The organism is Paraburkholderia xenovorans (genome assembly GCF_046030735.1).
Classification (GTDB): Bacteria; Pseudomonadota; Gammaproteobacteria; order Burkholderiales; family Burkholderiaceae; genus Paraburkholderia; species Paraburkholderia xenovorans_A.
Genome location: NZ_JAQQBV010000001.1, coordinates 14,772 through 35,299 on the forward strand (window position 1 = coordinate 14,772; position 20,528 = coordinate 35,299).

Here is a 20,528-nt window from a genome sequence, read left to right on the forward strand (position 1 = left end):
ATGCTACTGGCGCTGGCGCAATGGCTGCAGAATGACGCAAGCTTCTTGCGCGTGTTCAGTTATCTGACTTTCCGCGCGGTGATGGCCACCATCACCGCGTTGCTGATCGGGCTCGTCTGCGGCCCGGCGGTGATCCGCAAGCTGACCGCGATGAAGGTCGGTCAGGCCGTTCGTAAAGACGGCCCGCAATCGCACCTCGTCAAGTCGGGTACGCCGACGATGGGCGGCGTGCTGATTCTGCTCGGCATCGCGGTGGCGACGCTGCTGTGGGCCGATCTGACCAACCGTTTCATCTGGATCGTGATGCTCGTCACGTTCGGTTTCGGCGTGATCGGCTGGGTCGACGATTACCGCAAGGTGGTCTACAAGGACCCGCGCGGTATGTCGTCGCGCGAGAAGTATTTCTGGCAATCGGTGATCGGTCTGTTCGCCGCGGTGTATCTCGCGTTCAGCGTGTCCGAAGCGAGCAATGTGCGCGTGTTCGATCTGTTTATGGCGTGGGTGCGGAGCGGGTTGTCGATGGGCTTGCCCGCGCGCGCCGACCTGATGCTGCCGTTCGTCAAATCGATCAGCTATCCGCTCGGCGTGTGGGGCTTCATCGTGCTCACGTATCTGGTGATCGTCGGCGCGAGTAACGCGGTCAATCTCACCGACGGCCTCGACGGCCTCGTGATCATGCCGGTCGTGCTGGTCGGCGCGTCGCTCGGCGTGTTTGCGTACGTGATGGGCAGCTCGGTCTATTCAAAGTACCTGCTGTTTCCGCATATCGCCGGCGCGGGCGAACTGCTGATTTTCTGTTCGGCGATGGGCGGGGCAGGGCTCGCATTCCTGTGGTTCAACACGCACCCGGCGCAGATGTTCATGGGCGACGTCGGCGCGCTCGCGCTCGGCGGCGCGCTCGGCACGGTCGCGGTGATCGTGCGTCAGGAAATCGTGCTGTTCATCATGGGCGGCATTTTCGTCGCGGAAACGCTTTCCGTGATGTTGCAGGTCACGTGGTTCAAATTCACCAAGCGCCGTTTCGGCGAAGGGCGGCGTCTCTTCAAGATGGCGCCGCTGCATCACCATTTCGAATTGTCGGGATGGAAGGAAACCCAGGTCGTGGTGCGCTTCTGGATCATCACGTTGATGCTGTGTCTGTTCGGTTTGTCCACGCTCAAGTTGCGTTAAGCAGGTTCTAAGGGAAGCAGGCGATGTTCGGCGAGAAGTTTCGGGATCGGCAAAAGCCGATGGTGCTCGTGCTGGGACTGGGTGAATCCGGTCTCGCGATGGCGCGCTGGTGCGCGCGGCACGGCTGTCGGCTGCGTGTGGCCGATACGCGCGAGGTGCCGCCGAACCTGTCCGCGCTGGAAGCGCACAGCATCGACGCCGATTTCGTCGGCGGTCCGTTTGCGCCGGTGCTGCTCGAAGGCGTTGAACTCGTGGCGATCAGCCCGGGTTTGTCGCCGCTTGCCGCCGACCTGCTGCCGCTGATCACGGCGGCGCGCGAGCAGGGCATCCCCGTGTGGGGCGAACTCGAATTCTTCGCGCAAGCGTTGAAGACGCTCGGCGAAAGCGGCTATGCGCCGAAAGTGATCGCGATCACCGGCACCAACGGCAAGACCACGACCACGAGCCTCACCGGCCTGCTGTGCGAACGCGCGGGCAAGAAGGTCGCGGTGGCGGGCAACATCAGCCCGGCGCTGCTCGACAAGCTCACGGAATCGATCGACGACACCGCATTGCCCGACGTGTGGGTGCTGGAGTTGTCGAGCTTCCAGCTGGAGACCGCGCATACGTTTACGCCGGATGCGGCGGCCGTGTTGAACATCACGCAAGATCACCTCGACTGGCACGGTGGACTCGATGCGTACGCTGCTGCGAAGGGCCGCATCTTCGGTACACAAACCGTGCGTGTGCTGAACCGCGACGACTCGCGCGTGATGGCGCTGACGCCTGCGGCGGACAGCGAAGCCGCGCTGATCACGTTCGGCGTGACTGAACCGAAGAGCGTCGGCGATTACGGATTGCTGCGCGATAACGGCATGGTGTGGCTCGTCGAAGCGCACGACCGTGACGCGAGCGACGAACCCGCGCCCACGCGGCGTCGCAAGAATGAAGTCGCCGCGGTGCCGAGCATCGCGTACAAGCGCCTGATGCCGGCGGACGCTTTGCGTATCCGCGGTCTGCACAACGCGGCCAACGCGTTGGCGGCTTACGCATTGACGCGCGCTGTCGGCCTGCCCGGCGCGCCGTTGTTGCATGGCTTGCGCGAATACCGTGGCGAGCCGCATCGGGTGGAGTTGATCGCGTCGATCGAAGGCGTCGATTATGTAGACGACAGCAAGGGCACGAATGTCGGCGCAACGGTCGCCGCGCTCGACGGCCTCGCGCAGCGCGCGGTGCTGATCGCCGGCGGCGACGGCAAGGGCCAGGATTTCGATCCGCTCGCCGAACCCGTTACGCGCTGGTGCCGCGCGGTGATGCTGATCGGCCGCGACGCGCCGCGGATTCGCGAAGCGCTCCAGGACACGGGCATCGCGATGACCGATCACGCGACGCTCGAAGAAGCGACGCGCGCCGCAACCGCGCTCGCGCAACCGGGCGACGCTGTGTTGCTGTCGCCGGCCTGCGCGAGCTTCGACATGTTCAAGAACTATGCGCATCGCGCGGCGGTGTTTCGCAGCACGGTGGAAGACATCGCAGCCGAACGGGGGACGTTGATATGAGCTGGTCGGAACGATTCGGTTCGCGCCTCGCCGGTTCGCGCGCGGGCAGCGGCGATAGCGGCGGCGCGACGCGTGCCACGGGCCGCAGCGGCGGCAGCGGTCTCGCGAGCGCCGTCAACGGCGTGCGCCCGCTGCGCTCGCGGATGCTCGACTACGATCACTCGCTGCTGTGGGTGGTGGTCGCGTTGCTGGGGCTCGGCGTCGTGATGGTGTATTCGGCGTCGATCGCGATGCCCGATTCGCCGAAGTACGCGTCGTACCGCGATTACGCGTTCCTCGTGCGCCAGCTCATTTTCGTGGTGATGGGCTCCGTGGTCGGCATCCTGTCGTTCCGCATTCCGATCTCGACTTGGGACAAGTACGCGCCGAAGCTCTTTCTGATCTCGCTGGCCGCGCTGGTGATCGTGCTGATTCCGCACGTCGGCAAGGGCGTGAACGGCGCGCGCCGCTGGATTCCGCTCGGCATCACGAACATGCAGCCGTCGGAAATCATGAAGCTCGCCGTGACGATCTACGCGGCGAACTATACGGTGCGCAAGCAGGAATACATGCATAGCTTCGCCAAGGGTTTTCTGCCGATGGCGGTTGCCGTAGGTCTCGTCGGCGCGCTGCTGCTGCTCGAGCCGGACATGGGCGCGTTCATGGTGATCGCCGCGATCGCGATGGGCGTACTGTTCCTCGGCGGCGTGAACGGCAAGCTGTTCGGCGGCCTCGTGGCTACCGCGGTGGGGACGTTCAGCTTGCTGGTGTGGGCGTCGCCGTGGCGTCGCGAGCGGATCTTCGCTTACCTCGATCCGTGGGACGACCGTTACGCGCAGGGCAAGGCCTATCAATTGACGCACTCGCTGATCGCGTTCGGCCGCGGCGAGTGGTTCGGCGTGGGCCTCGGCGGCAGCGTCGAGAAGCTCAACTATCTGCCGGAAGCGCATACCGACTTCATCCTCGCGGTGATCGGCGAGGAACTTGGTTTTGTCGGCGTGCTGGTCGTGATCCTGATGTTCTACTGGATCGTGCGCCGCTCGTTCGAGATCGGCCGCCAGGCGCTCGCGCTCGACCGCACGTTCGCGGGTCTGGTTGCGAAGGGCGTCGGCATCTGGTTCGGCGCACAGACCTTCATCAACATGGGCGTGAACCTCGGCTTGCTGCCGACCAAAGGTCTGACGCTGCCGCTGGTGAGCTACGGCGGTTCGGGCATCTTGCTGAACTGCGTGGCGGTGGCCGTGCTGATGCGGGTGGATTACGAGAACCGGGTGTTGATGCGCGGAGGAAAAGTATGACCGCTGCGGCACAACGCACGCTGATGGTGATGGCCGGCGGCACCGGGGGACACGTGTTCCCGGGGCTCGCGGTCGCACACCTGATGCAGGCGTGGGGCTGGAAAGTGGTCTGGCTCGGCAACCCCGCAGGAATGGAAGCGACGCTGGTGCCGAAGCACGGCATCGCGATGGAATACGTGCGTTTTGGCGGCGTGCGCGGCAAGGGCATGAAGACCAAGCTGATGCTGCCGCTGAATCTGCTGCGCGCGTGTTCGCAGAGCCTCGGCGTGCTGCGGCGCGTGAAGCCGGATGTCGTGCTCGGCATGGGCGGCTACATCACGTTTCCGGCTGGCCTGATGACCGCGTTGAGCGGTCGCCCGCTGGTGTTGCACGAACAGAATTCGATCGCGGGTCTCGCGAACAAGGTGCTCGCGAAACTCGCCAAACGCGTACTGGTTGCGTTCCCGAACGCGTTGCCGCACGGCGAATGGACCGGAAATCCGATTCGCGCGGAACTTGCTCGGGCAATTGCACCCAAAGCACGCTACGCGCAACGCAGCGGTCCGTTGAATGTACTGGTGGTCGGCGGCAGTCTCGGTGCTGCGGCCTTGAATGAAGTGGTGCCGCGCGCGGTTGCGCTGCTGGCGCCGAACGAGCGTCCGCGCATCGTGCATCAGGCGGGCGCAAAGCATATCGATGCGCTGCGCGAGAACTACGCGGCAGCCGGTTTGCAAGCCGGCGCCGACGTCGAACTCGTCGCGTTCATCGACGATATGACGAGCGCGTACGAACAGGCCGATCTGGTGATCTGCCGTTCGGGCGCGATGACGGTGTCGGAGATTTCTGCGGTGGGCGTGGCGGCGTTGTTCGTGCCGTTCCCGTATGCGGTAGACGATCACCAGACCACCAACGCAGCGTTCCTCGCCGACAACGGCGCGGCGCTGCTCGTGCAGCAACGCGATCTGTCGGCGGAAAAACTCGCCGACTGGTTGCGCAGCCAGACGCGCGAGACGCTCGCGGATATGGCAGAGCGTTCGCGCTCGCTCGCGAAACCCGACGCCACGGAGCAGGTCGCGCAGATTTGCGCGAGCGTGGCGGGTTCGATTTCGGGCGCGAGCCCAGAAGGAAAGCAATGAAACACATCGTCAAACATATTCACTTTGTCGGCATCGGCGGTGTCGGCATGAGCGGCATCGCGGAGGTGCTGGTCAATCTCGGCTATCAGGTGAGCGGCTCGGATCTGTCGAGCAACGCGGTCACCGATCGCCTCGCCGCGCTCGGCGCGCGGATCGCGATCGGCCACGCGGCGGAGAACATCGATGGCGCGAATGCCGTGGTGGTGTCGACGGCCGTGCGCAGCGACAACCCGGAAGTGCTGGCCGCGCGTCATCGGCGCATTCCGATCGTGCCGCGCGCGGTGATGCTCGCGGAGTTGATGCGCCTGAAGCAGGGCATCGCGATTGCCGGCACGCACGGCAAGACCACGACCACGTCGCTGGTGGCGAGCGTGCTGGCCGCGGGCGGGCTCGATCCGACCTTCGTGATCGGCGGGCGTCTGATCAGCGCGGGCGCGAATGCGCGGCTCGGCACGGGCGATTTCATCGTTGCCGAAGCGGACGAGTCGGACGCATCGTTCCTGAATCTGTTCCCGGTGATCGAAGTCATCACGAACATCGACGCCGATCACATGGACACCTACGGCCACGACTTCGCGCGGCTCAAGCAGGCGTTCATCGAGTTCACGCACCGGCTGCCGTTTTACGGGATCGCGGTGTTGTGCGTCGACGATCCGAACGTGAAGGAAATTCTGCCGTTCGTGTCGAAGCCGATCATCCGCTACGGTCTCGCGCCGGATGCGCAGGTGCGTGCGGTCAACGTCGAAGCGCGCAACGGCCGCATGCATTTCACCGCGATGCGCGAAGACGCGGCGCCGCTCGACATCGTGCTGAACCTGCCGGGCGAGCACAACGTGCAGAACGCTTTGGCTGCGATTGCGATCGCGACCGAACTCGAAGTGAAAGACGCCGACATCCAGCGGGCGCTGGCGGATTTCAACGGCGTGGGCCGGCGCTTCCAGCGCTACGGTGAAGTGCCGGTGGTGACTGAAGGCAAAGCCGCGGGCGCGTACACGCTGGTCGACGACTACGGTCATCACCCGGTCGAGATGGCGGCGACGGTGGCGGCGGCGCGCGGCGCGTTTCCCGGCCGGCGTCTGGTGCTGGCGTTCCAGCCGCACCGCTTCACGCGCACGCGCGACTGTTTCGAAGACTTCGTGAAAGTGCTGTCGACGGTCGACGCCCTCGTGCTAACCGAAGTCTATTCGGCCGGCGAAGCGCCGATCGTTGCGGCGGACGGCCGTGCGCTCGCGCGCGCGCTGCGCGTGGCGGGCAAGGTCGAACCGGTGTTCGTGGATACGGTGGATGAAGTGCCGGACGCGCTCTCAGCAGTGGTGCGCGACGGCGATGTGGTGATCACGATGGGCGCGGGTTCGATCGGCGGTGTGCCGGGTCGCCTCGCGCAAGAAACGAAGGCATGAGATGAGCAGCATCGATCCCAAACAATTCGGCAAGGTAGCCGTCCTGCTCGGCGGTGTGTCCGCTGAGCGCGAAGTGTCGCTCACGTCCGGGCGACTCGTGCTGCAAGCGCTGCGCGACGCCGGCGTCGACGCGCATCCGTTCGACCCGTCCGAGCGTCCGCTCGCCGAGTTGAAGGAAGAAGGTTTCGACCGCGCGTTCATCGCGCTGCACGGCGGCTATGGCGAGAACGGCCAGATCCAGGGCGCGCTCGATTTCTACGGCATCAAGTACAACGGCAGCGGCGTGCTGGGTTCGGCGCTCGGCCTGGACAAATTCCGCACCAAGCTCGTGTGGCAGCAACTCGGCATTCCGACGCCGCCGTTCGAAACCGTGCTGCGCGGCGACGATTACGCGGCACGCGCGCCGGAGATCGTCGCGAAACTCGGGCTTCCGCTATTCGTGAAGCCGGCGAGCGAAGGGTCGAGCGTCGCGGTGATCAAGGTGAAAAGCGCGGACGCGTTGCCGGCGGCGCTGGCCGAAGCGGTGAAGTACGACAGGATCGTCGTGGTGGAAAAGAGCATCGAAGGCGGCGGCGAGTACACCGCGTGCATCGCCGGCGATCTGGACCTGCCGGTGATCCGCATCGTGCCGGCCGGCGAGTTCTACGACTACCACGCGAAGTACATCGCTAACGACACGCAGTACCTGATTCCGTGCGGTATCGCGCCGGAGGAGGAAAAGCGCCTAAAGGTGCTGGCGCGCCGTGCGTTCGACGTGCTCGGCTGCACCGATTGGGGCCGCGCCGATTTCATGCTGGACGCAGACGGCAACCCGTATTTCCTCGAAGTGAATACGGCGCCTGGCATGACCGATCACTCGCTGCCGCCGAAAGCGGCGCGGGCGGTGGGCATCAGCTATCAGGAACTGGTTGTCGGCGTGTTGGCGCTGACGCTCGAGGACTAACGAAAGACTTAAGCGGGGCAACCCGAAAGCAACACCATGTGGAACAACGTTCGCCAGCTCAATTTCGCCGCCAACGCATTGCATGCGTTGCTGGTGCTCGTGCTGCTGGCGGCAGGCGCTTACTGGCTGATCCAGCGGCCGAATTTCGCGCTGCGCGAAATCCAGATCGACGGCGACACCGAGCACATCAATTCGCCGACGGTGCGCGCGGGCGTAGTCGGGCGCCTGAAGGGCAACTTTTTCACGGTGGATCTCGACGTCGCGCGGCAGGCGTTCGAGCAGATGCCGTGGGTGCGTCACGCGAGTGTGCGGCGCGTCTGGCCGAACGCGCTGGCTGTCACGCTGGAAGAGTACAAACCGCTGGGAACGTGGGGCAGCGATCAGCTGGTGAGCACCGACGGCGAGCTGTTCACCGCGAACCAGGGCGAGCTCGAAGCCGAGTTGCCCGCGTTCGACGGGCCGGACGGTACGGCGAAAGAGGTGGTCGCGCGTTATCACGACTTCCAGAAATGGTTTGCGCCTTTGGGCGCGACGCCTGACGAAGTGACGCTGTCGCCGCGTTACGCGTGGACGGTGAAGTTGTCGAACGGCACGCAGGTGGAACTTGGGCGCGAGCGCAATCAGGACACGCTGCTGGATCGCAGCCGGCGCCTGACTGCGGCGTGGAACGCGGTGACGCAACGGTGGGGAAAGGATATCGAGTATGCGGACTTGCGCTATCCGAACGGTTTCGCGATTCGTGCCGCTGGCATGCGCTTCATCAGCGAACCCGACAAGGGCAAGAAGTAAACGGACATCACACGCAATGAGCACGCTATGAGTAAAGACTATAAAGATCTGCTGGTCGCCCTCGACATCGGGACGTCGAAGGTGGTGGCCATCGTCGCCGAGTTGAAGGGCGAGGGTCACTACGAGGTGATCGGCCTCGGCCAGAGCGAATCGAAGGGGCTCAAGAAAGGCGTGGTGGTGAACATCGAAGCCACCGTGCAGTCCATTCAGCGCGCGCTCGAGGAAGCCGAGCTGATGGCCGATTGCAAGATCACGAACGTGTTCACCGGGATCGCCGGCAGCCATATCCGCAGCTTCAATTCGAGCGGCATGGTGGCGATCAAGGAGAAGGAAGTCACGCAGGCCGATGTGGCGCGCGTGATCGAGACCGCCAAGGCGATCAACATCCCGACCGATCAGCAGGTGCTTCATATCCTGACGCAGGAATTCATCATCGACGGTCAGGAAGACGTGCGCGAGCCGATCGGCATGAGCGGCATTCGCCTCGAAGTGAAGGTGCATATCGTGACCGGCGCGGTGAGCGCGGCGCAGAACATCGTCAAGTGCGTGCGCCGTTGCGGGCTCGAAGTGAACGATCTGATTCTGCAGCCGCTCGCGTCGTCGCTCGCGGTGCTGACCGAAGACGAGAAGGAACTCGGCGTGGTGCTGGTCGATATCGGCGGCGGCACGACAGATATTGCGATCTTCAGCGAAGGCGCGATCCGTCACACCGCGGTGATTCCGATCGCCGGCGACCAGATCACCAGCGACATCGCGATGGCGCTGCGCACGCCGACGCCGGACGCGGAAGACATCAAGGTCGATTACGGCATCGCGAAGCAGGCGTTGGCCGATCCGGATGAAATGATCGAAGTGCCGGGTCTCGGCGAACGCGGTCCGCGCACGCTGTCGCGCCAGGCGCTGGCGGCGGTGGTCGAACCGCGCGTCGAAGAACTGTTTTCGCTCGTGCAGCAGGTGGTGCGCGAGTCGGGTTACGAGGAACTGCTGAGCTCCGGCGTGGTGCTGACCGGCGGCGCGTCGATGATGCTCGGCATGGTCGAACTCGGCGAGGACATTTTCCTGAAGCCGGTGCGCATCGGCGTGCCGGAATACGCGGGCGGTCTGGCTGACGTGGTGCGTAACCCGCGTTATTCGACGGCGATGGGTCTGCTCGTCGAAGGGCGCTCGCAACGGATGCGCGGCCGCAAGGTCGCGGTGCAGTCGGGGTCGATGGGCCAGGTCTTCACGCGGATGAAAGACTGGTTCCTCGGCAACTTCTGACGAATTGGCGGGACACGAAGCATTTTTAGAAAACACGCGCTGGTGCCGGCGGCCGGCGCGCGACAGGAGGTTGCCCGATCTCCTGCCGAATAACGGCCGAAGTGGCTGTAATTTTTTATCTTGACGGAGGCATCATGGATTTCCAAATGCTGGAAACCGAAACGAACGGCACCATCATCAAGGTGGTCGGAGTAGGTGGCGCTGGCGGCAATGCCGTTCAGCACATGATCAACAAAGGCGTGCAAGGCGTCGACTTCATCGTGATGAACACGGACGCGCAGGCGCTGTCGCGTTCGCGCGCCACCGCGGTGATCCAGCTCGGCAACACGGGTCTGGGCGCCGGCGCGAAGCCGGAAATGGGCCGCGCGGCAGCCGAAGAAGCACGTGAGCGCATTGCCGACGCACTGCGCGGCGCGCACATGGTGTTCATCACCGCCGGCATGGGCGGCGGCACGGGCACGGGCGCAGCACCGGTGGTCGCGCAGATCGCCAAGGAAATGGGTATTTTGACTGTTGGCGTGGTCAGCAAGCCGTTCGAATTCGAAGGCGGCAAGCGCATGCGTGTGGCAGAAGCCGGTTCGCAGCAACTGGAGGATCACGTCGACTCGCTGATCGTCGTTCTGAACGACAAGCTGTTCGAGGTGATGGGCGATGACGCCGAGATGGACAAGTGCTTCCAGTGCGCAGACGACGTTCTGAACAACGCAGTTGCCGGCATCGCGGAAATCATCAACGTCGACGGTCTGGTGAACGTCGACTTCGAAGACGTGAAGACGGTAATGGGCGAGCAGGGCAAGGCGATGATGGGCACGGCGACGGTTGCCGGCGTCGATCGCGCGCGTCTGGCCGCCGAGCAGGCTGTCGCCAGCCCGCTGCTGGAAGGCGTGGATCTGTCGGGCGCGCGTGGCGTGCTGGTCAACATCACGTCGAGCCGTTCGCTGCGTCTGTCGGAAACGCGCGAAGTGATGAACACGATCAAGAGCTACGCGGCGGAAGACGCCACGGTGATCTTCGGCGCGGTGTACGACGATGCGATGGGCGACGCGTTGCGCGTGACGGTCGTGGCAACGGGTCTGGGCCGTGCGGCGAAGAAGCAGCAATCGGCACCGATGACGCTGCTGCGCACCGGCACCGACAACCAGCCGATCAGCACGCACGCGGCTTACGCACCGCAAACGTCGCACGCCAGCACGGCCGATTACGGCGCGCTGGATACGCCGGCTGTGTGGCGCACCTCGCGCGATACGGCGGCTTCGCACGTGCAGGCGCTGCAGGAAAAGGGCGTCGATACGTACGACATTCCGGCGTTCCTGCGTAAGCAGGCGGACTGAGCGCGAGCAGGCTTTCGTTGCCGCGCTGCGGTTGTCGAGCAGTGCAGCGCTGGCGGACGAATGCACGAGCGTGGCGGGTGAACGGCGAACAAGCCGCGTATCGTCAGATTCGCGGCAAGGACAACTGCCCTCTTCGGATTCGCGAAGCGGATTGGGCGACTGTCGCCGAACGGCGGACCCTTTAAGTGGGCGAACGCTGAAATTCACTGCGGCACGACAACGTGCGAGCGATGCTTCACATCGATGCAAAGGACTGAGCATGATTCAGACAGGTGAAAAGCTGCCCGACGCGACGCTCTTCGAATTCGTCGAAGACGCGCGGGCGGGCTGCACGCTGGGGCCGAACAGCTTCAACGTGCGCGAGCAGACGGCGGGCAAACGCGTGGTGATCTTCGGATTGCCGGGCGCGTTCACGCCGACCTGCTCGGCCAAACATGTGCCGGGTTACGTCGAGCACGCCGAGCCGTTGCGCGCGGCGGGCGTCGACGAAATCTGGTGCGTGTCCGTCAACGACGCGTTCGTGATGGGCGCGTGGGGACGTGATCAGCACACCTCGGGCAAGGTGCGCATGATGGCGGACGGTAGTGCGGCTTTCACGCGGGCGCTCGGACTGGAGCAGGATTTGTCGGCGCGCGGCATGGGAATCCGTTCCCAGCGCTACGCGATGGTTGTCGACGACGGCGTGGTCAAGACGTTGAACGTCGAGGCTGCCGGCAAATTCGAAGTCAGCGATGCAGCGAGTATTCTCGCCACGTTGAGCTAGTTACTTGCGTTGAAAACCTTGCCCGGCTGCTTCGTTGTATCAGGGCAACGGTAGATGCGACGCTTTTGTGACAGGCCGTTACGCGGGCCGATGACCGGAAACGCCTCCGTTCCGGGCATCGGCCCGTCACGCTTTCCCTGACGGACGCCCATTTGGGTAATGCAGCGAAACAGACTGATACTTTGTACACGAAGGCGTTTCTTAGGGTATTGGAGTATAATTCGCGCTATGGAATAAAAAGTCCCGATTGGGATTTTCAATCGAATAGAAGATCACCATGTTGAAGCAGCGCACTATCAAATCGATCGTCAAGACAGTCGGCATCGGCCTGCACTCCGGCCGCAAAGTCGATCTGACGCTCCGCCCTGCGGCGCCGGACACCGGCATCGTGTTTTCGCGCGTGGATCTGGCCACGCCGGTGGACATTCCCGCGTCAGCCATGTCGATTGGCGATACGCGTCTCGCTTCCGTGTTGCAGAAAGACGGCGCGCGGGTTTCGACGATCGAGCACTTGATGTCCGCGTGCGCCGGTCTCGGTATCGACAATCTTTATGTCGACGTCACCGCTGAAGAAATTCCGATCATGGACGGCAGCGCCGGCTCGTTCGTGTTTCTGATCCAGTCGGCCGGCATTGAAGAACAGAACGCGGCCAAGAAATTCATCAAGGTCACGAAGCCTGTCGAAATTCGCGACGGCGACAAGTTCGCGCGTCTCGATCCGTATTTCGGTTTCAAGCTCAAATTCACGATCGATTTTCGTCACCCGGCTGTGGATAAAACCGGCCAGGCGCTGGAGGTGGATTTCGCCAATACGTCGTATGTGCGCGAAATCGCGCGTGCCCGCACGTTCGGCTTCGCGCATGAAGTGGAAATGATGCGTGAGCTCGGTCTGGCTCGCGGCGGCAGCATGGATAACGCGATCGTGCTGGACGAATACCGCATTCTGAACAACGACGGCCTGCGTTATGACGACGAATTCGTGAAGCACAAGATGCTCGACGCGATCGGCGATCTGTATGTGGTCGGCCATCCGTTGCTGGCGTCGTACGATGCATACAAGTCGGGTCACGGTCTGAACAATGCGTTGCTGCGCGAATTGCTGGCGCACGAAGATTCGTATGAAATCGTCACGTTCGACGATACGCAGAAGGCGCCGCGAGGCTTCGCGTATGAAACGCAAACGGCGTTTGCGTGAGGCTGGAACCGGGCGCGGCGTTTGACAACAACGCGTAGCGACAAATAAAAAGCGGCCATGATGGGCCGCTTTTTATTTGCGCGAAAGCTTTTGCGCAGCTATTCAATCGCTCAACGATTCTTCCGATGCCGCGCGGCCATTTTCGCCAGCGCTTCCTGCAACGGCGACGGCGCAAGCGTCTGGCTCAACGCATGCAGCGCGTCGGCGCCGGTCGGCGTCATGCGCGCCTGTTTGACCGGCGGCGGCTCCTTCACAGCTTGCGGTCGCACGCGAATCCTCAGCGAATTCACCGGCCAGCCGCGCTGCTGTAAATCCGCCAGCAGCCGCGGCTCCAGATGCCGCAGCCGCGCCGCGAGCGCGTTGTGCGCGGCAAACAGTGCCAGCACACCCTCCTTGATGAAGCTCGGCTCGACGCTGGTCGCCAGGTAATCGGGCAGCAACTCACGCAGATCCTTTTCGAGCGCCGCGATCTGTTCGACGCCCGCGCGCAGGGCCGCGAACGCGTCGGTGCGCTTGAGCACCTCGGCGAGCGGCTGCGGACGGCGCGCGTTGAACTGCTTGGGCGGCGGCCTTGAAAAGGACGGAATACGGCTCATGTTCTATCGTGACGGCGCGTTCGCACCCCATGTGCGTTCACGTCGCGATTGTACCGTGCGGGATGCATGCGGACCCGCCTCATTGTCTGGCGTCAAAGGTCGCTGCGACGGGCTCGGGACCCCTTGCCGCCGTCGCACCGCTGACACAGGCGTGGCCGGGGGCGCGTGCTAAAATGCCCGATTCGAATTCACTCTTGGACTAAGCCGCCGAGGCCCTTCCGACCCCGGAGCGCACGTGCAATCACTGCACGCCGCGAACCCAGCCGAAGCCGCGACGCAGACACCGATCCGATGACCACCGGTTTTCTACAGAAGATTTTTGGCAGCCGCAACCAGCGGCTAGTCAAGCAATATCAAAAGACCGTCGCGGCGATCAATGCGCTCGAGCCGCAGATCGAGCAATTGACGGACGATCAACTGCGCGCCAAAACGGGTGAATTCCGCCAGCGCGTCGCGAGCGGCGAATCGCTCGACAAACTGCTGCCGGAAGCCTTCGCGGTGTGCCGCGAAGCGAGCAAGCGGGTGCTGAAAATGCGCCACTTCGACGTGCAGTTGATCGGCGGCATGGTTCTGCACTACGGCAAGATCGGCGAAATGCGCACCGGCGAAGGCAAGACGCTCGTCGCCACGCTGCCGGTATACCTGAATGCGCTGTCCGGGCGCGGCGTGCACGTCGTCACGGTCAACGATTACCTCGCACAGCGCGACGCGGAATGGATGGCGCGCCTGTACAACTTCCTCGGTCTGTCGGTCGGTATCAATCTCTCGCAGATGGATCACGCCGCCAAGCAGGAAGCGTACGCCGCGGACATCACGTACGGCACCAACAACGAATTCGGCTTCGACTACCTGCGCGACAACATGGTCTACGAGACCGATGCGCGCGTGCAGCGAGCGCTGAATTTTGCGGTGGTCGACGAGGTCGACTCGATCCTGATCGACGAAGCCCGCACCCCGCTGATCATCTCCGGTCAGGCCGAAGACCACACCGAACTCTACGTGCGCATGAACGCGTTGCCGCCGCTGCTCGAACGCCAGATCGGCGAAGAGAAGGCCGACGGCACGGGCGTCGAAAAAGCGGGCGACTACACGCTGGACGAAAAAGGCCGCCAGGTGTTCCTGACGGAATCGGGCCACGAAAAGGCCGAGCGTCTGCTCGCCGAGTGGGGCCTGATCGGCGAGGGCGAAAGCCTGTACGCGCCGCAAAACATCACGCTGATGCACCACGTGTACGCGGCGCTGCGCGCGCACACGCTGTTCTTCAAAGACCAGCACTACGTGGTGCAGAACGGCGAAGTCGTGATCGTCGACGAATTCACCGGTCGTCTGATGGCAGGGCGCCGCTGGTCGGACGGCTTGCACCAGGCGGTCGAAGCGAAGGAACACGTGAAGATCCAGAGCGAGAACCAGACGCTCGCTTCGATCACGTTCCAGAACTACTTCCGCATGTACGCGAAGCTGGCCGGTATGACCGGTACGGCGGACACCGAAGCGTACGAATTCAACGAGATCTACGGTCTCGAAACGGTCGTGATCCCGACCAACCGTCCGCCGAAGCGGATCGACAAGCAGGATCAGATCTACAAGACCGCGAAGGAACGCTACGACGCCGTCATTCGCGACATCCGCGAATGCTACGAGCGCGGTCAGCCGGTGCTGGTCGGCACCACGTCGATCGAAAACTCGGAATTGCTGTCGCATCTGCTGAAGCAGGCCGGCTTGCCGCACGAGGTGCTGAACGCGAAGCAGCACGCGCGTGAAGCGGAGATCGTCGCCGAAGCCGGGCGTCCGCAGCGCGTCACGATCGCGACCAACATGGCCGGTCGCGGCACCGACATCGTGCTGGGCGGCAACGCCGAAAAGCAGGCGTCGTTCATCGAACAGGACGAAACGCTGTCCGACGACGAAAAACAACGTCGTATCCAGAAGCTGCACGACGAATGGCAAGCGCTGCACGATCAGGTGAAGACTGCGGGCGGTCTGCACATCATCGGCACCGAGCGTCACGAATCGCGCCGGATCGACAACCAGTTGCGCGGCCGTGCTGGCCGTCAGGGCGATCCGGGTTCGTCGCGCTTCTATCTGTCGCTGGAAGATCCGCTGCTGCGCATTTTCGCCGGCGACCGCGTGCGCGCGATCATGGACCGCCTGAAGATGCCGGAAGGCGAGGCGATCGAAGCGGGCATCGTGTCGCGCTCGATCGAATCGGCGCAGCGCAAGGTCGAAGCGCGTAACTTCGACGTTCGCAAGCAATTGCTCGAATACGACGATGTGTCGAACGATCAGCGCAAGGTGATCTATCAGCAGCGCAACGAATTGCTCGAAGCGAACGACATCACCGAAACCATCGGCGCGATGCGCGGTGGCGTGATTGCCGATATCGTTCATCAGTTCGTGCCGGCCGGCAGCATCGAAGAGCAATGGGACGTGCCCGAGCTCGAAGAAGTGCTGCGCAACGAATGGCAGCTCGACCTCGCGATCCAGGAAATGATCAACGAGTCGAACTCGATCAGCGCGGACGAAATTCTCGAAGCCGTCGAAGCCGCCGCCAACGAAGCGTACGAATCGAAGGTCGAGCAGGTCGGTCGCGAATCGTTCAGCGCGTTCGAGCGTTCGATCATGCTGCAAACGTTGGACCGTAGCTGGCGCGAACATCTGGCCGCGCTGGATCACTTGCGGCAGGGCATCCATCTGCGTGGTTATGCGCAGAAGAACCCGAAGCAGGAATACAAACGCGAGGCGTTCGAACTGTTCGCCGCGATGCTCGACGCCGTGAAGCTCGAAGTCACCCGCGTGGTGATGAACGTGCAGATCCAGTCGCCGGAACAGCTGGAACAGGCGGCCGAGCAACTGGAAGAGCAGGGCGGCCACCTCGAGAACGTCGAGTTCCGGCACGCCGAATTCGCCGAAGCCGCGGCAGCAGCGCCCGCAGCCGCCGAAGCGGCCACCGCCGCAATGATCGGCGAAGCGATGAGCCACGGCTCGTCGTCGCAAGGCGTGGCTGCGAACGTCAGCGCGGACAACGTGCCGAAGGTCGGCCGTAACGATCCGTGCCCGTGCGGTAGCGGCAAGAAGTACAAGCAGTGTCACGGAAAGATCGTTTAATGCCGAAGGCGGCGCGCGTTAAGCGCGCCGCGTCGTTTTGAACGATGTTTGCCCGTTGATTTCGCGGTGGTGCGGCTTGCCGGGCCACCAGTTCCCGTTTCCCCCGATGCCGGCACCTTGCCGGCATTTCTTCGACAGGTCGCGACCATGGCTGTCAATTTCCCTTCGATCGATCCCGCTCAACTCCATCCCGTCGCCGGCGTCTCGCTCGGCTGGGCAGAGGCGAATATCCGCAAGCCGAACCGCAAGGACGTGCTGGTCATTTCCGTTAGCGAAGGCGCGACGGTAGGCGGCGTGTTCACGCAGAACCGTTTTTGCGCCGCGCCGGTTACCGTGTGCCGCGAGAATCTGGAGCGCGTGCGTCAAGGCGGCAAGCCGATTCGTGCGCTGGTGATCAACACCGGTAACGCGAACGCCGGCACCGGCGAGCCCGGCCTCGTGGCCGCGCGTGAAACCTGCGTCGAACTCGCGCGTCTCGCGGAGATCGCACCGGAGCAGGTGCTGCCGTTTTCGACGGGGGTGATTCTGGAGCCGCTGCCGGTGGATCGTCTGAAGGCGGGTTTGCCGGCCGCGCTGGCGAATCGCAAGGAAGCGAACTGGTACGACGCGGCCCACGCGATCATGACCACGGACACATTGCCGAAGGCCACGTCGCGCCAGGTCACGATCGACGGCCATACGGTCACGCTCACGGGCATCAGCAAGGGCGCCGGCATGATCAAGCCGAACATGGCGACCATGCTCGGCTTCCTCGCGTTCGACGCCACCGTCGCGCAACCGGTGCTCGACGCGCTGGTCAAGCATGTGGCAGACCGCTCGTTCAACTGCATCACGATCGACGGCGACACGTCGACCAACGATTCCTTCATCCTGATCGCGTCGGGCAAATCGAGCCTGCCGGCGATCACCTCCACCGATTCGCCCGCTTACGCAGTGCTGCGCGACGCGGTGACCGAAGTCGCCCAGACCCTCGCGCAACTGATCGTGCGTGACGGCGAAGGCGCGACCAAGTTCATGACCGTGCATGTCGAAGGCGGCTCGAGCGTCGGCGAATGCCGCCAGATCGCGTATGCGATCGGCCACTCGCCGCTCGTGAAGACGGCCTTCTATGCATCGGACCCGAACCTCGGCCGCATTCTCGCGGCCATCGGTTATGCCGGCGTGGACGATCTCGACGTCGGCAAGATCGATCTGTATCTGGACGACGTGCTGGTTGCGACTGCCGGCGGCCGCAATCCGGCCTACCGTGAAGAAGACGGCCAGCGCGTCATGAAAAAGAGCGAGATCGGCATTCGCGTGGTGCTCGGCCGCGGCGATGCGCAAGCCACGATCTGGACTTGCGATCTGTCGCACGACTACGTGAGCATCAACGCCGACTATCGTTCGTAACCAGGTTCATTACGCGGCTGTTTCGGCCGCATACCTCATAGCCATGGACAAACTCGAACAGTTTTTGACCCGCGCCGAAGCGGTGCTCGTGCGCCTCGAAGCAATGCTGCCGCCGGCCGCGCCGGATATCGACTGGTCTGCCGCCGTCGCGTTTCGCTGGCGCAAGCGCCAGGGGCGCGGCTACCTGCAACCGGTGCCGGCCATTTCGTCGATCACGCTCGACGACCTGCAGAACATCGATCGCCAGAAAGGGTTGATCGAGCGCAACACGCGTCAATTCGTCCACAAGCAGCCGGCCAACAACGTGCTGCTGACGGGCGCGCGCGGCACCGGCAAGTCGTCGCTGATCAAGGCCTGCCTGAACGCGTACGCGAAAGACGGGCTGCGTCTGATCGAAGTGGACAAGGACGACCTGCACGATCTCGGCGACATCGTCGACCTGATCGCGCAACGGCCGGAGCGCTTCGTCGTGTTCTGCGACGACCTGTCGTTCGAAGACGGCGAATCGGGCTACAAGGCGCTGAAAGTCGCGCTGGACGGCTCGATCGCCGCGCAATCCGACAACGTGCTGATCTACGCGACGTCCAACCGGCGCCATCTGCTGCCGGAGTACATGAGCGACAACGAGACGTACAAGCACACGTCCGACGGTGAAATTCATCCGGGCGAACTGGTCGAAGAAAAGATTTCGCTGTCCGAGCGTTTCGGGCTGTGGGTCAGCTTCTATCCGTTCAAACAGGACGACTACCTGTCGATCATCGGCCACTGGCTGCGTCACTTCGGCTGCGATGAGGCCGAAGTCGAAGCGGCGCGCGGCGATGCGCTGGTGTGGGCGCTGGAGCGCGGCTCGCGCTCGGGGCGTGTTGCGTGGCAGTTCGCACGCGACTGGTCCGGCCGGAAGACCGAGGAATGAGCGACGCGCAGAAAAACGCCGCCGGCCGCCCGGTGACGGAAGTCGCCGTGGGCGTGCTGATTCAGCCGGACGGGCGCTACCTGTTGGCGCAGCGCCCGGCGGGCAAACCGTACGAGGGTTACTGGGAGTTTCCGGGCGGCAAGCTGGAAGCCGGGGAATCGGTCGAGGCTGCGCTCGCACGGGAACTGCACGAAGAACTGGGTATCGACGTGAAGGCGAGCCATCTGTGGCATACGCTGGAGCACGACTACCCGCATGCGTACGTCCGGCTGTTTTTCTGCAAGGTAACGGAATGGACCGGTGAGCCGCATGGCCGCGAAGGCCAGGCCTTTGTCTGGCAGACGCTGCCTGCCGACGTCGCACCGCTGTTGCCGGCGACCATTCCCGTGCTGGAATGGCTCGCGGCCGAGAAAGACTGAGGATTGCCGGCGCTGCTTTCCCCAGCGCCGGTCCCCGCATTTGTCAGGCTAAGCGAGCCTAGTGTGGGTTGTAATCGCTACCGGGTGATTCATCCGACGGCGCTTCCTGATCGGTGCCGCCGATCCGATACTTCTCAGCGGCCCAGGCACCGAGATCGGTCTGTTTGCAGCGTTCCGAGCAGAACGGGCGGAAGCGGTTTTCAGGTGTCCAGCGGACATCCTTTCCGCAAGTGGGGCATTTGACGACGGTAGGCATACGGTCAGGCAATCAATCGCGAAACGGAACAAGTAACGAATATAGGGGCATTTTCCGCCGCTTCAAAGGCGTGCCCCACGATCCGGTTCAAACAGGCGAACGTGACAAGCGGTTTTACAGGCTGCACAGCGTGAGCTGGAACGGTACGTCGACATCCACCGCGCGCGGGCGCAAATCGCCGTCCTGCACCGTGAACCGTACCCACAGCATGTACTTGTTGGCGCTCGCCTCCGGGATTACGCGCAATTCAGGTGCCACGCGGACCTGCATCAGTTGATACGAGCGGCCTGACAGCATCTGCTGATAGCTGCCTTGCATGGCCATTACCTTCGACGCCTGACCCGATTCGCGTGCAAGACGCAGCACGATCGTGGCGGCGTCGCGCAACGGCAGCAACGGTGTGACCCACTTCGCGATGTCTTGCCGGCGCTGATCCGGATGAATCTGCTGCCATGCGTAGTACGAGGGTAAATCGAACTTGCAGGTGCCGCCGGGAATGATCGCGCGGCTGCGAATGCTGGCGAGCCACTCGTTGTCCGCGAGATGCTGGCCGGTCTTGCCTTGCATTTGCGAGAGCCCCGAGAGGGTTTGCTCGATCTCGCCGAGCACGGCTTCCAGCGCGTTCTGCTCGATGCCCGGATTGCCGCGAAACGGCGCCAGCGTTTGCCGTTGACGCTCGAGCTCCTTCATCAGATCGGACTTCAGATCCGCGCGACCCGCAACCTCGGAGATTTCGAACAACGTTGTCAGTGCGACGTGATGTTCCCTGGCGTCTTCCTGAGTCAGAAAGAACGTGAAGCGCTCGAACAGATCTTCGAGGCGCAATAGCGTCCGGATTCGCTCGTTGAAGGGATACTCGTAAAGGATCAAGCGGGCTCGCCTCGGACGTGGTCGGTGAACGGAATGCAGAACATTCTAATGCCGTGAGACTACCCTAGCAATCACGCACTTTTTCAGCGTGCTTTCGCAACTTTTTTCGCGTGTATCGAGCGATTTTGTGCGGCCTTCGGCCTGTTTGCTGCGGCAAAGTTCAATGGGGGCGGGTGGCTCCTGGGTCGCCTTGTGTCAC

18 protein-coding genes are annotated in these 20,528 nt (G+C 63.3%); 15 read left to right on the forward strand and 3 right to left on the reverse strand.

From position 1 onward, the window contains the following. The 11 genes from mraY (at nt 1) to lpxC (ending at nt 12,781) form a co-directional block, all read left to right on the forward strand. Nucleotides 1–1,170, forward strand: a complete 1,170-nt coding sequence (gene mraY, locus PQQ51_RS00060) for a phospho-N-acetylmuramoyl-pentapeptide-transferase (RefSeq protein WP_120289387.1) — start codon at nt 1–3, stop codon at nt 1,168–1,170. Between the two features lie 23 nt (nt 1,171–1,193). Then, a complete protein-coding gene (murD, locus tag PQQ51_RS00065) occupies nt 1,194–2,708 on the forward strand; it encodes a UDP-N-acetylmuramoyl-L-alanine--D-glutamate ligase (RefSeq protein ID WP_408493806.1) in 1,515 nt (504 codons plus the stop codon). Then, a complete protein-coding gene (gene ftsW / locus PQQ51_RS00070) occupies nt 2,705–3,985 on the forward strand; it encodes a putative lipid II flippase FtsW (RefSeq protein WP_408493807.1) in 1,281 nt (426 codons plus the stop codon). The genes murD and ftsW overlap by 4 nt, the downstream gene beginning before the upstream one ends. Beyond that, nucleotides 3,982–5,100: an undecaprenyldiphospho-muramoylpentapeptide beta-N-acetylglucosaminyltransferase gene (murG, locus tag PQQ51_RS00075; protein WP_408493809.1), complete on the forward strand. Its 1,119-nt coding sequence runs from the start codon at nt 3,982–3,984 to the stop codon at nt 5,098–5,100. The genes ftsW and murG overlap by 4 nt, the downstream gene beginning before the upstream one ends. Then, nucleotides 5,097–6,500 carry a UDP-N-acetylmuramate--L-alanine ligase gene (gene murC, locus PQQ51_RS00080; RefSeq protein ID WP_408493810.1) on the forward strand — a complete coding sequence of 468 codons (1,404 nt, stop codon included), beginning with the start codon at nt 5,097–5,099 and terminating at the stop codon, nt 6,498–6,500. Before murG ends, murC begins: the two co-directional genes overlap by 4 nt. Nucleotide 6,501: 1 nt before the next feature. Further along, nucleotides 6,502–7,443, forward strand: a complete 942-nt coding sequence (locus tag PQQ51_RS00085; protein WP_408493811.1) for a D-alanine--D-alanine ligase — start codon at nt 6,502–6,504, stop codon at nt 7,441–7,443. 36 nt (nt 7,444–7,479) lie between these two features. Next, on the forward strand, nt 7,480–8,232 hold the full coding sequence (locus tag PQQ51_RS00090) for a cell division protein FtsQ/DivIB (protein WP_408493812.1): 753 nt from the start codon (nt 7,480–7,482) through the stop codon (nt 8,230–8,232). A gap of 27 nt (nt 8,233–8,259) precedes the next feature. Next, nucleotides 8,260–9,492: a cell division protein FtsA gene (gene ftsA / locus PQQ51_RS00095; protein ID WP_012434417.1), complete on the forward strand. Its 1,233-nt coding sequence runs from the start codon at nt 8,260–8,262 to the stop codon at nt 9,490–9,492. Nucleotides 9,493–9,626: 134 nt separating this feature from the next. Continuing rightward, nucleotides 9,627–10,823 carry a cell division protein FtsZ gene (gene ftsZ, locus PQQ51_RS00100; RefSeq protein ID WP_408493813.1) on the forward strand — a complete coding sequence of 399 codons (1,197 nt, stop codon included), beginning with the start codon at nt 9,627–9,629 and terminating at the stop codon, nt 10,821–10,823. 259 nt (nt 10,824–11,082) lie between these two features. Then, nucleotides 11,083–11,586 carry a peroxiredoxin gene (locus PQQ51_RS00105; protein WP_408493814.1) on the forward strand — a complete coding sequence of 168 codons (504 nt, stop codon included), beginning with the start codon at nt 11,083–11,085 and terminating at the stop codon, nt 11,584–11,586. Nucleotides 11,587–11,863: 277 nt separating this feature from the next. Then, nucleotides 11,864–12,781, forward strand: a complete 918-nt coding sequence (gene lpxC / locus PQQ51_RS00110; RefSeq protein WP_408493815.1) for a UDP-3-O-acyl-N-acetylglucosamine deacetylase — start codon at nt 11,864–11,866, stop codon at nt 12,779–12,781. A gap of 110 nt (nt 12,782–12,891) precedes the next feature. Here lpxC and PQQ51_RS00115 read toward each other — a convergent pair whose 3' ends face one another. Further along, complete coding sequence (locus PQQ51_RS00115; protein ID WP_408493816.1) at nt 12,892–13,377, reverse strand: DciA family protein; 486 nt, start codon at nt 13,375–13,377, stop codon at nt 12,892–12,894. A gap of 291 nt (nt 13,378–13,668) precedes the next feature. On the opposite strand from PQQ51_RS00115, the gene secA reads away from it, so the two are divergent. The 4 genes from secA to PQQ51_RS00135 all read left to right on the forward strand — a co-directional run bounded on the left by secA (nt 13,669) and on the right by PQQ51_RS00135 (nt 19,203). After that, nucleotides 13,669–16,482, forward strand: a complete 2,814-nt coding sequence (gene secA, locus PQQ51_RS00120) for a preprotein translocase subunit SecA (protein WP_408493817.1) — start codon at nt 13,669–13,671, stop codon at nt 16,480–16,482. Between the two features lie 147 nt (nt 16,483–16,629). After that, nucleotides 16,630–17,871, forward strand: coding sequence for a bifunctional glutamate N-acetyltransferase/amino-acid acetyltransferase ArgJ (gene argJ / locus PQQ51_RS00125; RefSeq protein WP_408493819.1), 1,242 nt, complete (start codon nt 16,630–16,632; stop codon nt 17,869–17,871). 43 nt (nt 17,872–17,914) lie between these two features. Beyond that, on the forward strand, nt 17,915–18,784 hold the full coding sequence (locus PQQ51_RS00130; protein ID WP_408493820.1) for an ATP-binding protein: 870 nt from the start codon (nt 17,915–17,917) through the stop codon (nt 18,782–18,784). Further along, nucleotides 18,781–19,203, forward strand: coding sequence for an NUDIX domain-containing protein (locus PQQ51_RS00135; protein ID WP_408493821.1), 423 nt, complete (start codon nt 18,781–18,783; stop codon nt 19,201–19,203). Before PQQ51_RS00130 ends, PQQ51_RS00135 begins: the two co-directional genes overlap by 4 nt. 58 nt (nt 19,204–19,261) lie before the next feature. Here PQQ51_RS00135 and PQQ51_RS00140 read toward each other — a convergent pair whose 3' ends face one another. Then, the gene (locus tag PQQ51_RS00140) at nt 19,262–19,459 is read right to left on the reverse strand and encodes a DNA gyrase inhibitor YacG (RefSeq protein WP_408493822.1); all 198 of its coding nucleotides are present in this window, start codon (nt 19,457–19,459) and stop codon (nt 19,262–19,264) included. Nucleotides 19,460–19,573: 114 nt separating this feature from the next. Continuing rightward, a complete protein-coding gene (zapD, locus tag PQQ51_RS00145; protein WP_030100922.1) occupies nt 19,574–20,329 on the reverse strand; it encodes a cell division protein ZapD in 756 nt (251 codons plus the stop codon). Between the last annotated feature and the right edge of the window lie 199 nt (nt 20,330–20,528).